This window comes from Myxococcus sp. AS-1-15, from assembly GCF_020037055.1.
GTDB lineage: Bacteria > Myxococcota > Myxococcia > Myxococcales > Myxococcaceae > Myxococcus > Myxococcus fulvus.
Map to the genome: position 1 here is coordinate 124,219 of NZ_JAIQDF010000010.1, position 13,991 is coordinate 138,209.

The window sequence follows — 13,991 nt, forward strand, 5'->3', positions numbered from 1 at the left end:
CCCATCCATGTCCCGACTTCCGTCTCTCCGCCTCGCCGCCGTGTCCCTCTCGGGCACGCTCGCGCTCGGTCTGCTCACCGGCGCGGCTCCCTCCAAGCCCCAGACGCAGTGGCTGTCGCGTCCCGCGGAGGCCGCTCGCGTGGCCCGCGTGGAGGAGAGCCTGCCCGCCATCGCGCTGTCCGGTGAGACACCGCGGCACCTGTCGCTGCCGCAGTGGATGGAGCTGTACAAGGTCCCCGGCATGAGCATCGCCGTGTTCGACCAGGGCAAGCTCGTCTGGGCCAAGGCCTACGGCGTCAAGCAGGCGGGCGGAGATGAGCCCGTCACCGTCGACACCCTCTTCCAGGCCGCGTCCATCAGCAAGCCCGTCACGGCGATGGCCGCCATGCACCACGCCGAGAAGCACAAGTGGTCGCTCGATGAGAACGTCAACGACAAGCTGGTGTCGTGGAAGCTCCCCGACAACGACTTCACGAAGGAACAGAAGGTCACCCTGCGCCGGCTGCTCTCTCACACCGCGGGCACCACCGTGCATGGCTTCGCGGGCTACGCCGTCGACGCGCCCCTGCCCACGGTGCAGCAGATTCTCGATGGGGAGAAGCCCGCCAATTCGTCGGCCGTGCGCGTGAACACCGTGCCTGGCACGCTCACCCGCTACAGCGGCGGCGGCACCACCGTCGTCCAGCAGTTGCTCGTCGACCAGTTGAAGAAGCCGTTTCCCCAAATCATGAAGGAGACGGTGCTCGCGCCGCTCGGGATGAAGGACAGCACCTTCGAGCAGCCCCTGCCCGCGTCGCTCGCCTCGCGCGCCGCCACCGGCACCACCCCCGACGGCAAGCGCGTCCAGGGAGGCTGGCACGTGTACCCGGAGCTGGCGCCCGCGGGCTTGTGGACGACGCCGTCGGACCTGGCGCGCGCCGCGCTGGAGATGTCCAAGGCCACCAAGGGCCAGTCGAAGCGCGTGGTGTCGCAGGCCATGGCGAAGCAGATGCTCACCCGTCAGCCCGAATCGAAGTCCTTCGGCATCGGCTTCTTGCGGAACCCGGGGCAGGACTGGTTCGGCCACGGCGGCGCGAACGAGGGCTACCGCGCCCTGCTCGCGGCGTTCGCCGAGTCCGGCAGCGGCATCGTCATCATGACCAACTCCGACAACGGCTCGCGACTGTTCGAGCGCATCATGGCCAGCGCCATCTCCGTGTACGGCTGGAAGGGCTACACCGTCGAGCCCGAGCACCCCTCGGTGACGGTGGACCTGCTGGTGCGCACGAAGAGCGTCGAGGACGCCATCGCGTGGTTCAAGGCGCGCAAGGCGGAAGCGCCCCAGGACGAGAAGCTGTCCGCGGACGTGCTCAACGAGCTGGGGTACTCGCTCTTGCGAGAGGGGCAGCAGGCCGACGCGCTGAAGCTGTTCGAGGCCAATGTCGCGCTCTTCCCCCAGGACGCCAACGCGCACGACAGCCTGGGTGAGGGCTACGTGGCCGCGGGTCGCAAGGCCGAGGGCGCCGCGAGCTACCGCAAGTCGCTGGAGCTCAACCCGAAGAACGACAACGCGCGCAAGGTGCTGGAGACCCTCGGCGCCGCGACGACGAAGTAGTCCGCCCGGGGTGTTACCGGGGCGAAGACCGTGCTCTCTTTCCTGGAGTCCGTCCTTCGCCCTGACGTGCATCGGTATTGTTCCCCCCGTCAACGATGCACACGGTGACGGCGGCCTCCTCGGCCAGCATCCAGCGCGAGAACGTGAGGTCGCGCGGCGGCCGACGAGCGCAATACCGTGCCGCTGGGAGACCCTCGCGGAGCAGGCCGTCGAGAGACAGAGGCTCCTGTCCTGAAGGAACTCCGTCGAGGGCCCCTCAGGCGCGTCACCTTCGGAGTCGACGCGCCGCGGAGGGTGGAGGGCACGTTCGGCTTCGTCACCAACGAGGCTCTCGCGGTGCCGCGCTCCGAGCCGACTCGCCCCCGAGGAGGGCCCGTTCGTCAGTGGCGAGCTTCGTCATCCATGAAGCACTCGCGGTACCTCGCTCCGGACCGCCCGCGCACTGAGTCGCCCTCCATCATCGACCCTGCGCTCCATGCGACGGGTTGGCGCGAGGCCTGACCCGGGAGCGCGTCGACCGCGCACTCCAGCGATGCGCTCCATATCCGACTACAGGCCCGCGGACTCGCTCAACCGCGCGGCCTGCAGCAGCAGATAGTCGCGCTCCGGCAGGCTCGTGGTGCGCTCGGCGGCCTTGCGGTAATGCACCACCGCCTTCGCGGGCTCACCGGCGCGCTCCAGCAGGTGCGCGCGGACCGCGTCCAGCCGGTGGTTCCCGGCGAGCCGCCCGCCCTTGTCCAACACGTCCAGCAACGTCAGCCCCGTGCGAGGCCCATGCACCATCGCCGTCGCGATGGAGTGGTTGAGCGCCACCATCGGGTTGTCCGTCAGTCCCATCAACACGCCGTAGAGCGCGAGAATCTGCGGCCAGTCCGTGTCCTCGGCGCGCGCCGCCTCGTCGTGCACCGCCGCGATGGCCGCCTGCACCTGGTACAACCCCAGCGAGCCCTTCGACAGCGTGGCCGAGATGAGCGCCACGCCCTCGGCAATCATCGCCGCGTCCCAGCGTCCCCGGTCCTGCGCGTCGAGCGGAATCAGCTCTCCCGAGGGCCCCGTCCTCGCGGCCCTCCGCGCATCCGTCAGCAACATCAGCGCGAGCAGCCCCGCCACCTCGCCGTCCTCCGGCAACACCGTGTGCAGCATCCGTGTCAGACGGATGGCCTCGCCCGACAGGTCCGTGCGCAGCACCTGGGCCCCGGAGGTCGCCGCATACCCCTCGTTGAAGATGAGGTAGAGCACGTGCAACACCGCGCCCAGCCGCTGCGCGGTCTCCTCCGGCGTGGGCTTCTGGAACGGCACCCCGGAGGTGTGGATGCCCTGCTTGGCGCGGCTGATTCGCTGCGCCATCGTCGCCTCGGGGACGAGGAACGCCCTGGCGATCTCCGCCGTCGTCAGGCCGCCCACCGCGCGCAGCGTGAGGGCAATCGCCGAGGTCGTCGTCAGCGCCGGGTGACAGCACATGAAGAGCAGCGCCAGCGTGTCGTCGCGCCCCATGGACTCGTCCCCCATCACGGGCAGGACGAGCTGGAGCTCCGGCGGCACCATGCTCACCACCAGCTCCTCCCGGTGGCGTCGGGCCGCCTCGGCGCGCACCTGGTCGGTGATGCGCCGGGAGGCCACCTGGATCAGCCAGGCGCGCGGGTCCTCCGGCACGCCATCGAGAGGCCATTGCATCGCGGCCGCGAGCAGCGCCTCCTGGACCGCGTCCTCCGAGGCTCCGAAGTCACGGAACCGTCGGAGGATGGCGCCCAGCACCCTGGGCGCGTGCTCGCGCAGCAGGGACTCGATGGGGTGGCCTGCTGGGGACTTCACGTCAGAGGAACTCGGGAGGAGGACCGCTCATCACCTGCCGGACCTCGATGTCCATGTTCATCGGCTTGCCTGCGAGGCCCGGCGCGGCGGACGCCTCGGCGGCGATGGCATAGGCGCGCTCGGGGCTGTCCACCTCCACCAGCCAGTAGCCCACCAGGAACTCCTTCGACTCGGGGAAGACGCCGTCGGTGATGGGCTTGCCGTCCGCCCCCGCCTTCACGCGCTTCGCCTGGTCCGGCCCGGCCAGCCCCTCGGCCGCCAGCAGCTCTCCCGCGGAGGAGAGCTTCTTCGCGAACGACACCATGAACGCGATGTGCGCCCGGATGTCCTCCTTCGGCCAGTTCATCATCGCGTACGGGCCCTGACCGGCGTGGTTCATCATCAGCATGTACTTCATGGGTGGCTCCCTCTTTCCGTGTCGGCCGCGCCCCGGAATCGGGGTGCGTTCACCCCTATGTCGAAGCTGCGGAGAGCTTCTCGACATGCCTCCGAAAATACCCGGCGATTTCCGCAAGCCCTCGTCATTCCAGGGGAGTCCGTGCCCCTGGAAGGGATGAGGCTCAGAGCACCTTGCCCGGATTGAGGATGCCGAGGGGGTCCATCGCGGCCTTGAGGCGGTGGTGCAGGCGCAGGCCCTCCTCGCCGAGCTGCCGCCCCAGGAAGGGCTGCTTCAGCGCCCCCACGCCGTGCTCACCGGTGATGGTGCCGCCCAGGTCCAGCGCGGCCGCGAGGATGTCATCGAACGCGCCGCGTGCCCGGATGAGCGCCGCGGGGTCCTGGCGGTCGAAGACGACGGTGGGGTGCATGTTCCCATCGCCCGCGTGGCCGAAGGTCCCCACGAGAACCCCGCGCTCGGCGGCGATGCGCTCCACGGCGGCGAGCAGCTCGGGGATTCGGGACAGGGGCACTCCCACGTCGTCGAGCAGCGTGGCGCCTTGTCGCTCGAGCGCGGGATAGGCGAGGCGGCGCGCGGTGAGCAGCAGCTCGCCCTCCGCTTCATCGGTGGAGTGGGTGACGAAGGTCGCGCCCGCGGCCTCGCAGACGGCCGCCATGGTCTCGATTTCCGCCACGCCCTGGTCGCCGCCCGCGTCCGAGCGCGCCAGCAGGAACGCGGCCGCGTCCACGTCCAGGCCCAGGGGTTTGTACGCCTCCACGGCGCGGCAGGTGGCCTGGTCCATCAGCTCCAGCATGGACGGGCGCGTGCGCGCCATGATGTCCGTGACGGCCGAGCCCGCGCCCGCGAGCGTGGGGAAGGTGGCGACCAGCGTCGTCGCCCTGGGGGGCTTGGGGCGAAGGCGCAGCGTCGCCTCGGTGATGACGCCGAGCGTGCCCTCCGAGCCGACGAACAGCCGCGTCAAATCGTAGCCCGCGACGTTCTTCACGGTGCGCCCGCCGGTGCGCACCACCGAGCCGTCCGCGAGCACGACCTCCAGCCCCAGCACCGCATCCCCGGTGACGCCGTACTTCACGCAGCACAGGCCGCCGGCGTTGGTGGCCAGGTTGCCGCCCAGGCTGGAGAACTCCCAGCTCGCCGGGTCCGGCGCGTACCAGAGCCCGTGCGCCGTCGCGGCCGCCCTCACCTCCGCGTTCAGCACGCCCGGTTGCACGACGGCGAGCATCCCCTTCGCGTCGACCTCCAGCACCCGGTTCATCCGCATCAGCGACAGCACGATGCAGCCCTCCAGCGCGTTGGCGCCGCCGGACAGTCCGGAGCCCGCGCCCCGAGGCACCACCGGGACCTTGTGCGCCGAGGCGACCTTGAGCACCGCGCGCACGTCCTCCGTGCAGGTGGCGCGCACGAGGACGCCAGGGGTGCCCGCGGGGGCCCACTCGGCTTGATCACGCCGGTGCGCCTCCAGCACGTCCGCGTCGGTGACGAGGGCATCAGCGGGGAGCACGGCCGTGAGCTCCCGCACCAGGGCTGCGTTCGTGTCCTTCGTCATGGGGTGCCCTCGCGGCCGCGTAACGATTTTTGAAGCCGAGGCGCCGTTTCTAACGATTTCTACAAAGCCCTAACGATTTCCTGGGCAAAAGCCCTTTCTCTAACGATTTCTAAACCCGGTGCGGAGCACCTGCCGCCGGCTCCCGCGCCCTGAGCCTTCGACGCGCAGACGCCGTGGCCCCTCGCGCGGATTCGGCTAACCTCCGCCTCACGCGCCATGGCCGAGGACGCCTCCACCCCGACGACATCCCCTCGGCTGTCCTTCCCCCGGCTCCTGCTCGTGCGCCTCTGGAGCCTGTGGCTGGACGCGGTGAACCGGGCGGCGGACCTGGCCGTCCTCGTATGGCGCCCACGACTGCTCGGCCCCGCGCTGTCCCTCTGGCTGCGCGAGCTGCTCGTGTCGCCCTACCGGCCGCGTCGCTCCTTCGAGGTGGTCCGCCTCCTCCAGTCCAGCGGCCAGGGCTTCGACGAGCTGATGTACGGCGAGACGCCCGTGCACACCGCCCTGTCGCTCTTCCAGCGGGCCGGGCTCACCGCCCACGGCCACCTGGTGGACCTGGGCGCCGGACGCGGCCGGGCCCTGCTCGCCGCGCGCTGGCTGGGCGCCCGGGCCACGGGCATCGAGCTGCTCGAGGAGCACGTCACCCTCGCCTCCGGCCCCCTGTCCCGGGCCGGCGCCGTGCTGCGCCAGGGCGACGCGGCCCTGGCCGACCTGGGCGAGGCCACCCATGTCCTCGTCAACTGGACGGCCCTGTCCCCCCAGACGCGCACCCGACTCGTCGCCCGCCTGCGCACCTGCCGCCCCGGCACCCGCGTCCTCACGATGACGCGCCCCATCGAGGCCCCGGGCTTCACCGTGCGCTCCCGACACCGCGCCCTCTTCACCTGGGGCCTCGAGCCCGTGTGGATTCACGAAGTCCCGGACTCCACCGCCCAGGTCCCGACTTCCACCGCTTGAGAATCCCCGCCCGTCCGAGGGAGTGGGCGCACCCGACCCTCCAGTGGCTTCCTCTCGTGGGCCTTACTGTCTAGTCTCGCCGGTCCGATACCGGCCGGCAGGACCCGGGCGCGGTGCGTCCCTCTTTCCGTGCCGGATGACCCGGGCCCCGGACCTCCCCCTTCCGGGGCCCCACAGGAGCAGACTCAGATGAAGGCTTGGATGGCCGTGGCGATGCTGGCGGTGGTTCCCCTCGTCGGATGCGGTGGCTCGCGTGAGCTGAACCGCGCGCGCGCCGAGACGAACGTGCTGAAGAAGACCACGGAGGAGCTGCGCTCGGAGAACGAGGCGCTGAAGACCAAGGTGACCGAGCTGGAGGGCGAGGTGGCCAGCGTCACCAAGGAGCGCGATGACCTGAAGGCCGCCGTCGAGCAGGCCGCCGCCGAGGCCGCCGCCGCTGCCCAGTCCGCCGGCAAGAAGCGCAAGAAGTAGTCGGGGGACCCGCCGATGACCGGGGCGCGCACCCAGGCGGTCCATGTCCACGACGGCTGCGACGTGTACGTGGGCCGGGCCTTCCGCGCGTGGGCGAAGCCTGGCCCCACCAACCCCGTGCCCGGTCGCTTCGGCAACCCCTTCAAGCCCGGTGGCGTCGGCACCCCGGGCGCCCTGTGGAAGAAGTACTTCGCCCCCTGGGTCGCCGGGCTGCCGGGCGCGGAGCCACAGCGCATCCACGAGGAGGCCCTCCGCCGCATGGGGCCCAACGTGGATGCCTTCGAGTCCTTCCGCTGGTACCTGGAGCTGCGCTCCCGCCATGACGCCGCCTGGCGCGAGGACGTGCTCGCCCTGCGCGGCAAGCGCCTGGGGTGCTGGTGCAAGCCCGGCCCCTGTCACGCCGACGTGCTGGTGTCCTGGCTGGACTCGCGCGCGAAGCGCTGAGGCCCCTCGCGCCGGTGTCGACATGTCGGGCTCGCGCTCCGACGTGTCGGAAGCCGTGTCGACCCATGTGTCGGAGGCCGTGTCGACGGGGTTCTCCCTCGGAGGACCGGGCTCGGGGCGCGCGGCACACGCGCTGCAGTGAGGGCAGGCACCGGGGGCACACGAGGCCCCTGGCCCATCCCTTCCCACAGGAGTGCGCCATGCCCGAAGTGAGCGTCGAGAAGCCGACCCAGACGAAGCCCGGCCCCGAGTCCACCGAGAGCCTCACCGCCACCATCGTCAACCAGACCTCGGGCGACCTGGTGCTGGTGAAGTCCATCACGAACCAGCAGTGGACGCAGCCGCCCCCGAGCGTCATCCCGTCCGGACAGTCCGGCCGCTTCATCAGCCCCGGTGACTTCAGCAACCCCTCCACCGGCTATGTGGTGTACCAGGCGTCCGCGGTGAACAACGCCACCTTCACGCTCAACTGGGACATCCCCTCGGTGGGTCCCAACAGCTTCAGCTGGCCGACGACGCCCGGGCTGGTCGCGAACGAGAGCGGCTCGCTGAGCGGCTGGAACATCTCCGCGTCCTGGTTCGTCAGCGCGGGCTGAGGCGTGCGGGCGGGCCCGAGGGCCTCATGCTCCCGACTCGGCTAGCATGAGGCCCCGGCCACCATGTCTCCGACGCTCGCCGATGTGTCCACCGCCGCCATGCCCCAACGCGGTGGAGGTCCGCAGGGGCCTCGCCTCATGCCCGCGCTGACGCTCGTCTCCCATCCCGTGCCCGCGCGCGTCGGAGAGCGGCTCCGACTGGATGCGCTCGTGGCGGGACGCGAGGTGGCGCTGTCTCGCAACGCGCCGGACTTCACGCGTCCCGGGTCCGCGCTGGGACAGCCGCTGAACGACCCGTTCATCAGTCGCAAGCCGTTGACGTTCGCCCCGGGCTCGAAGCCGGGGAGCGTGCGGCTGACGTGCACGGCCGGTGGCGAGCGCGTGGTCATCGCCGGCTCGGCGCTGGAGGGCACCTGGGAGCTGTCGGAGGCGGAGCTCCTCCAGGGGGTGCCGCTCGAGCTGGGCGGGCGCGTGGTGGTGCTGCTGCACCTCATGGACGCTGCGGAGGACTCGGCCACGGTGGACACGCTCGGCATGGTGGGCGAGAGCACCGGGGTGCGCCGGCTGCGTCGACACATCGAGCGCGTGGCGGACCTGGATGTGCCCGTGCTCATCCGCGGCGAGACGGGGACGGGCAAGGAGCGCGTGGCCCAGGCCATCCATCAGCGCAGCCGTCGACGCGACGGCCGCTTCCTCAGTGTCAACCTGGGCGCCATCCCGAAGGAGCTGGCCGCGGCGGAGCTGTTCGGTACGCAGAAGGGCGCGTACACGGGCGCGGCGCAGAGCCGTGAGGGCTTCTTCCGCGCGGCGCATGGGGGCACCCTCTTCCTCGACGAGGTGGGCGAGGCGCCGCCCGAGGTCCAGGTGATGCTGCTGCGCGTGCTGGAGACGGGCGAGCTGTATCCCGTCGGAGGCACCACGCCGGTGGCCGTGGACGTGCGGCTGCTCGCCGCCACGGATGCGGACCTGGACGAGCGCATCCGTGATGGGCGCTTCAAGGCGCCGTTGCTGCACCGGCTCGCGGGCTACGAGGTGCATGTGCCTCCGCTGCGCGAGCGGCGTGAAGATTTGGGCCGGCTGTTCTTCCACTTCGCCCGTGAGGAGCTGGCATCGCTGGGCGAGGCGCACCGGCTGGACAACGAGGACGCGTACGCGGCGCCGTGGCTGCCCGCGCCGCTGGCGACCCGGCTGGTGCGCTTCCCGTGGCCGGGCAACATCCGGCAGCTGCGCAACCTCGCGCGGCAGCTCGTCATCGGCAGCCGGGGTGAGCCGACGCTCCACGCCGAGCCTCGACTGGAGCATGAGCTGGAGGTGGCCGCGGCCTCGACCCCTGGGGCCTCGGTGTCTTCGCCCGAGCCCGTCGCGGACACTCGGACTCCGGCGACACCGCGTCGCAAGGCCTCACAGGTGACCGAGCAGGAGCTGCTGGCCGCGCTGCGCGAGCATGCGTGGGACCTGAAGGCCACCGCCGAGGCGCTGGGCATCCCCAGGCCGTCGCTCTACGACCTCATCGACAAGAGCCCGAACCTGCGCACCGCGGGCGACCTGCGCTCGGACGAGATTGCCCAGGCCCACGAGGCACACGGCGGTGATTTGGACGCGATGGCCCGAGCGCTGGAGGTGTCTCGCAAGGCGCTGGGCCGGCGCATGAAGGAGCTGGGCCTGACGCCTCGCGGTGAGTGACACGCTCCCGCGTGGCACGGTGCATGCTGTCTCCGCGTGCATCGCGACATGTGTCGATGGGAGGGAACGTGAGGAACGGAAGCTGGGTCCTGGGAGTGTTGCTCGTTGCGGGCTGGGCGGCGTGCGCGTCACGGACGCGTGAGACAGTCGGCGCGCCGGAGTCGAACCCACGGCAAGCACAGGAGGACGGCCTGCCCCGCTTGCAGCAGACCGACGGAGGCTGCGCGGTGGACCCGTGCCTGGCGGGAGACTCGGGCTGTCTGGACATCGCCGTGGAGACCGGGAGCGTGGGGAAGCGGTTCGACCCGAGGCCCGGCGCGAAGGGCTGGACGCTGTGCTCCGGTCAGGGACTCGAAATCACCTCCGACCTGGACAAGGACCTGTGCATCGACCTGCGCGACGTGCGCTCGACCGCGGATGGGGGCGTCGTCGCCCTGACGAAGCTGCGGAGCAAGAGCGCATGGTCCGACCCCAACCTGCCCTCGGGCGAGTACTGCCTGAGCATCTGTGACGACAAGGACGACCACTGCGCGCAGGGCTGCAAGGACTCCGACTGCGTCACGGATGACCAGACCATCCGCGGCAACCTCGATGTCGTCACCAAGGTGCCCGAGCCCACCGGGGAATCCGACTGAAGCGCCCCCTCACCGCGACTCCGCCACGGAGAGCAGCGGACTCCACGCGCGCGTGAGGTGCGGATTGTCGCCGAGCGCGCGGGACAACAGCTCGCGCGCCTCTGAATGGGTGCTCCCCGCCTCCGTCGAGGCCAGGAGCAACCCGGCGCGCAAGGCCCGCGCCCGTGGCCACGTGGGCCTCGCCGCGAGGACCTCCTGCGTGAGCACCCGCCCACGCTCCAGCCGCCTGGCGTCACTCGCACCGGGCCGCTGTCCCCATGACAGACAGAAGCGCGCGAAGGCCAGGCGGTGCTCGGGCTGGGTGGGCTCCAACGCGAGGGCCTGTTCGAACGCATGCTCGACCTGCGTGAGCGACTCCGCGTCTCCCTTCGCGAGCGCCTCGAGGGCCAGCGCCTCGCCCAGCTCCCGCCACGCCTGGGCCTGCTTCGGATTCAGCGTCAGCGCGCGACGCAGGGCCTGGACGGCCTCCGTCAGCACCGGCTCCACCGGCTGTCGCCGCGCGCGCCTCCACTCGGCCTCCGCCAGGAGCGCCGTGCCCAGGTTCATCCACGGCGGGGCCAGGTCCGGCACCTTCTCCAGCGCGTCCTTCAGCGCGACGCGCGCCGCCTTCACCTCGGCCTCGGGAGAGCGCCCCTCCAGCACTCGCATCCGCGCGCGCCACGCGTGGACCTCGCCCACGTTGTTCTGTCCGTAGCCCTGGGCCGGCGCCAGCGCGATGGCCTGCTCGAACGACTTCAGGGCCTCGCGCAGCGACGGCTCCGGGTCGCCCCCGCGCTCCCACGTGTCCTTGGCCTGCTCGAACCCCACCGTGCCCAGGCCGTTGTGCAGCGGAGGCAGCCTCGGGTTGATGGCCACGCCGCGCAGATACGCCTCACGGGCCCGCAGCAACGTCGGCCTCACGTCCGCGCCCGAGTCGCGCTGCCTCGTGGCCCGCGCCAGGTGCACCTCGCCCTCGTAGAACCAGGGCACCACGTGCGCGGGGTTGAGGGTCCGCGCGCGCTCCAGGGCGGAGGCGGCCCTGTCCAGGTCCTCCACGGGGCTCGGCGCCCGGGGATTCGTGGCGCGCGCGAGGTACTCGGTCCCCAGGTTGATCCACGCCTCGGGCCGCTTCGCGTCCAACGCGACCGCGCGCTCGTGCGAGTCGATGGCCCGCTGCCGATAGGGCAGCGAGTCGCCCCCCACGCCGTCCTCGTGGTCCGCCCACACGCGGAACACCTGCCCGTGGTCGGCGTGGAAGTCGTAGTCCCACGTCTCGGGGCTCGCGCGGTCGAAGGCGGCGACGGCCTCGCGCAGGGAGTCCCGAGGGTCCAGCCCCTTCTCCTGCCGCAGCCGGGCCCGCTGCCAGTGCACCAGGGCCAGCTCATGCAAGCCCTGGAGTCGCAGCGGCGACAGCGCCATCGCCCGACGCGCCGAGGTCAGGGCCTTGTCCAGCAGCGGCTCCACCTCACCGCCCCGCCGGGCGTGATGCTCGGCGAGGCGCCGGTGGAAGCCCGCCTCCAGCTCATGGGCCTCCGCATCATCCGGCGCGAGCAACAGCGCCTGGGACACCGCCGCCATGCCCCGCTCGTAGTGAGGCGCCACCTCGCCCTGGCCATACAGCGCGAGCAACAGCGCCCAGCCCTCCAGGCGCGCCCGCGCGAGCGCCACGGCGGGCACGCTGCGACCGATGTCCGCCGCGTGCGCATAGGCGCGCCGTGCCTCCTCCAGGTCCGCGAGCGCGCCCTCCCGCTGTCCCGTGTTCCAGCGACTCGCGGCCCGCGTCACCAGGATGTCCCCGCGCAGCAACGGGGCCTCGTGGAACCAGGGCGGTCGCGAGCCCGGCGCCTCCAGCTTCGCCAGCGCCTCGTCGAGGCGGTTCTCCAGGAACGCGAGCAGCGCGGCCACGTACTCCGGAGAGGGAACCTGGGCCCCTTCGCTCCGGCGCAGGAAGTCGCGCGCCGTCTCACCGAAGCGACGGGTGGCGTCGTGGAGCCGCTTCGCGCGGGTCGTCTCGTCCCGGGTCCGCTCGGCGTCCAGTCGCGCGCGCTGGTACAGGTGGCTCAGGACCAGGGCCAGCGAGTACGCCACGCGCGGCTCGGTGTTGCCCGCCCGCCACGCCGCATCCAGGTGATGGTGCGCGAGCAGGTCGTCCCCGAGCGCGAGGTGTGCGCGCCCCAGCGCATAGTGTCCGGGGCCATCCGCCATGGGCCCCGCCTCGCGCATCGCGGCCTCCAGCTCACGCATGCGCTGGCGCAGGGCCTCGCGGTCCGCGCGCGTGTCGTGCGCGGGAGCGATGCCCGTGTAACGGACCTGGGCCTCGATGCGCTCCACCTGCTCCGTGAACCGGCGGGCCAGGGCCTCGCGCTGGGAGACCTCGCGACGGGCGAGCACCCCCTGCCCCAGCGCGAGCGACACCACGACGAGCGCCCCCGTCCCCAATGCCACGGAGCGACGGTGCCTGCGCAGCCACTTGCGCGCGCGGTAGCCCGGACCGGTGCGCGCGAGCACGGGCGCGCCATCGAGGAAGCGGGACAGGTCCTCCGCCAGCTCACGCGCCGAGCCGTACCGCGCGGAGCGGTCCTTCTCCAGGCACTTGAGGGTGATGGCCTCCAGGTCCACGGGGATGTCCGCGTCCAGGGCCCGCGGAGGACGCGGCTCCACGGTGGCGATGTTGCCGAGCACCTCCAGCCCGTTCTCACCCGGGATGGGCGCGCGCCCCGTCAACAGCGCGTAGAGCGTGGCGCCCAGGCCGTACACGTCCGCGCGGCGGTCCAGCCGGGTGACCTCCCCTCGGGCCTGCTCGGGCGACATGAAGTGCGGCGTGCCGAGCACGGTGCCCGTCGCGGTGGCGCTCTCCTTCCAGTCGCGCGCGAGCCCGAAGTCCATGACGTACACGGACAGCTCGCCGTCGGCGGAGCGCTCGACCAGGATGTTGGCGGGCTTGAGGTCGCGATGGATGAGCCCGGCGCGATGCGCGGCGTGCACCCCCTCGGCGGCGTCGCGCAGGACGCGGGCCTTCTGCTCGACGCCGAGCGACTCCACCAGCGACTGGAGCGGCAACCCGTCCACGTAGCGCATCGCGATGTAGACGCGCCCCTGGACCTCGCCGACCTCGTACACCTCGCAGACCCGGGGATGGGAGACGCGCGCCTGCGCACGGGCCTCCGCGACGAACCGACGCGCGAGCTCCGGCTCGTCCCCGCGCACGAACTTCAGCGCCACGTGACGATGCAGCCGCGCGTCCCACGCGAGGAACACGCGGCCCATGCCGCCCTGGCCGAGGAAGCGCACGGGGGAGTAGCGCTCCCAGCCCGACACCGGGAACGCGGGCACGTCGACGTCGGCGTCGGCGGGCACCCGCCCGGGTGGCACCTCCGCGCCGAGCCTGTCCGAGGCACCCGGCGGGCTCCCGCCTGGGAGGCTGAGCGTGTCGTCAGCGGCCGGCGCGCCTCCAGGGCGTACGTGGACGACCTCCGCCGCGACAGCGACAGCGCCCGCCACGGGAGCCCCTGGCGTCAACGGCTCGCGACGCTCGAGCGCGGGAGTCACGGACGCAACCGGGGAGGCCCCTGGGGTCACCGCCGCCTCGCGCCCGTTCATCGCCGAGGGCACACCGTCCGCTCCGGCGCGCCCGAGCCCGGACGTGGCCCGCCCGCCCGGCGCCGCGAGCGAGTCCTCCCGCGACTCCACCGGCTCGCACATCCGCACCAGGGACGCATACGTATCCTCGGAGAGCCGGCCTCGCGCGCGGAGCACCTCCAGGGGACGCTGTCCCAGCCGCGCGGCCTCGGCGCGCAGCACCTCCACCTCGTCGCGAGCGAGGAGTCCCTCGGCGACCGCCTGCCGCAGCTGCGCTTCGTCCTGCTCGCTCACGCTG

11 protein-coding genes are annotated in these 13,991 nt (G+C 71.9%); 7 read left to right on the top strand and 4 right to left on the bottom strand.

Features of this window, described 5'->3' with window-relative positions:
- The first annotated feature begins 7 nt into the window (after positions 1 to 7).
- Positions 8 to 1,594 carry a class A beta-lactamase-related serine hydrolase gene (locus tag K8625_RS25750; protein WP_223784183.1) on the top strand — a complete coding sequence of 529 codons (1,587 nt, stop codon included), beginning with the start codon at positions 8 to 10 and terminating at the stop codon, positions 1,592 to 1,594.
- Between the two features lie 549 nt (positions 1,595 to 2,143).
- On the opposite strand, the gene K8625_RS25755 is transcribed toward K8625_RS25750, so the two are convergent.
- The 3 genes from K8625_RS25755 to K8625_RS25765 form a co-directional block, all read right to left on the bottom strand.
- The gene (locus K8625_RS25755) at positions 2,144 to 3,406 is read right to left on the bottom strand and encodes an RNA polymerase sigma factor (protein ID WP_223784184.1); all 1,263 of its coding nucleotides are present in this window, start codon (positions 3,404 to 3,406) and stop codon (positions 2,144 to 2,146) included.
- 1 nt (position 3,407) lies between these two features.
- Entirely contained in the window at positions 3,408 to 3,803 is a 396-nt protein-coding gene (locus K8625_RS25760; RefSeq protein ID WP_223750936.1) for a YciI family protein, read from the bottom strand.
- Positions 3,804 to 3,966: 163 nt separating this feature from the next.
- Complete coding sequence (locus tag K8625_RS25765) at positions 3,967 to 5,349, bottom strand: FAD-binding oxidoreductase (RefSeq protein ID WP_223784185.1); 1,383 nt, start codon at positions 5,347 to 5,349, stop codon at positions 3,967 to 3,969.
- A 216-nt stretch (positions 5,350 to 5,565) separates the two neighbouring features.
- Between K8625_RS25765 and K8625_RS25770 the strand changes: the two genes are divergently transcribed.
- The 6 genes from K8625_RS25770 to K8625_RS25795 all read left to right on the top strand — a co-directional run bounded on the left by K8625_RS25770 (position 5,566) and on the right by K8625_RS25795 (position 10,135).
- Positions 5,566 to 6,306 (top strand): cyclopropane-fatty-acyl-phospholipid synthase family protein, encoded by a 741-nt coding sequence (locus K8625_RS25770; RefSeq protein ID WP_223784186.1) that lies wholly within the window; start codon positions 5,566 to 5,568, stop codon positions 6,304 to 6,306.
- Between the two features lie 189 nt (positions 6,307 to 6,495).
- A complete protein-coding gene (locus K8625_RS25775; RefSeq protein WP_141325103.1) occupies positions 6,496 to 6,777 on the top strand; it encodes a hypothetical protein in 282 nt (93 codons plus the stop codon).
- Between the two features lie 15 nt (positions 6,778 to 6,792).
- Positions 6,793 to 7,221, top strand: coding sequence for a DUF4326 domain-containing protein (locus tag K8625_RS25780; protein WP_223750933.1), 429 nt, complete (start codon positions 6,793 to 6,795; stop codon positions 7,219 to 7,221).
- Between the two features lie 200 nt (positions 7,222 to 7,421).
- The gene (locus K8625_RS25785) at positions 7,422 to 7,817 is read left to right on the top strand and encodes a hypothetical protein (RefSeq protein ID WP_223750932.1); all 396 of its coding nucleotides are present in this window, start codon (positions 7,422 to 7,424) and stop codon (positions 7,815 to 7,817) included.
- A gap of 63 nt (positions 7,818 to 7,880) precedes the next feature.
- Positions 7,881 to 9,500, top strand: coding sequence for a sigma 54-interacting transcriptional regulator (locus K8625_RS25790; protein WP_223784187.1), 1,620 nt, complete (start codon positions 7,881 to 7,883; stop codon positions 9,498 to 9,500).
- A gap of 200 nt (positions 9,501 to 9,700) precedes the next feature.
- Positions 9,701 to 10,135 carry a hypothetical protein gene (locus K8625_RS25795; RefSeq protein ID WP_223784188.1) on the top strand — a complete coding sequence of 145 codons (435 nt, stop codon included), beginning with the start codon at positions 9,701 to 9,703 and terminating at the stop codon, positions 10,133 to 10,135.
- Between the two features lie 9 nt (positions 10,136 to 10,144).
- Here K8625_RS25795 and K8625_RS25800 read toward each other — a convergent pair whose 3' ends face one another.
- Entirely contained in the window at positions 10,145 to 13,987 is a 3,843-nt protein-coding gene (locus K8625_RS25800) for a serine/threonine-protein kinase (protein ID WP_223784189.1), read from the bottom strand.
- Positions 13,988 to 13,991: the final 4 nt, after the last annotated feature.

Bases quoted from the DNA above. Each gene is read 5' to 3' on its own strand.
- K8625_RS25750 (WP_223784183.1), top strand. From the start codon at position 8: ATGTCCCGACTTCCGTCTCTCCGCCTCGCCGCCGTGTCCCTCTCGGGC.
- K8625_RS25790 (WP_223784187.1), top strand. From the start codon at position 7,881: ATGTCTCCGACGCTCGCCGATGTGTCCACCGCCGCCATGCCCCAACGC.
- K8625_RS25785 (WP_223750932.1), top strand. From the start codon at position 7,422: ATGCCCGAAGTGAGCGTCGAGAAGCCGACCCAGACGAAGCCCGGCCCC.
- K8625_RS25770 (WP_223784186.1), top strand. From the start codon at position 5,566: ATGGCCGAGGACGCCTCCACCCCGACGACATCCCCTCGGCTGTCCTTC.
- K8625_RS25780 (WP_223750933.1), top strand. From the start codon at position 6,793: ATGACCGGGGCGCGCACCCAGGCGGTCCATGTCCACGACGGCTGCGAC.
- K8625_RS25775 (WP_141325103.1), top strand. From the start codon at position 6,496: ATGAAGGCTTGGATGGCCGTGGCGATGCTGGCGGTGGTTCCCCTCGTC.
- K8625_RS25765 (WP_223784185.1), bottom strand. From the start codon at position 5,349: ATGACGAAGGACACGAACGCAGCCCTGGTGCGGGAGCTCACGGCCGTG.
- K8625_RS25760 (WP_223750936.1), bottom strand. From the start codon at position 3,803: ATGAAGTACATGCTGATGATGAACCACGCCGGTCAGGGCCCGTACGCG.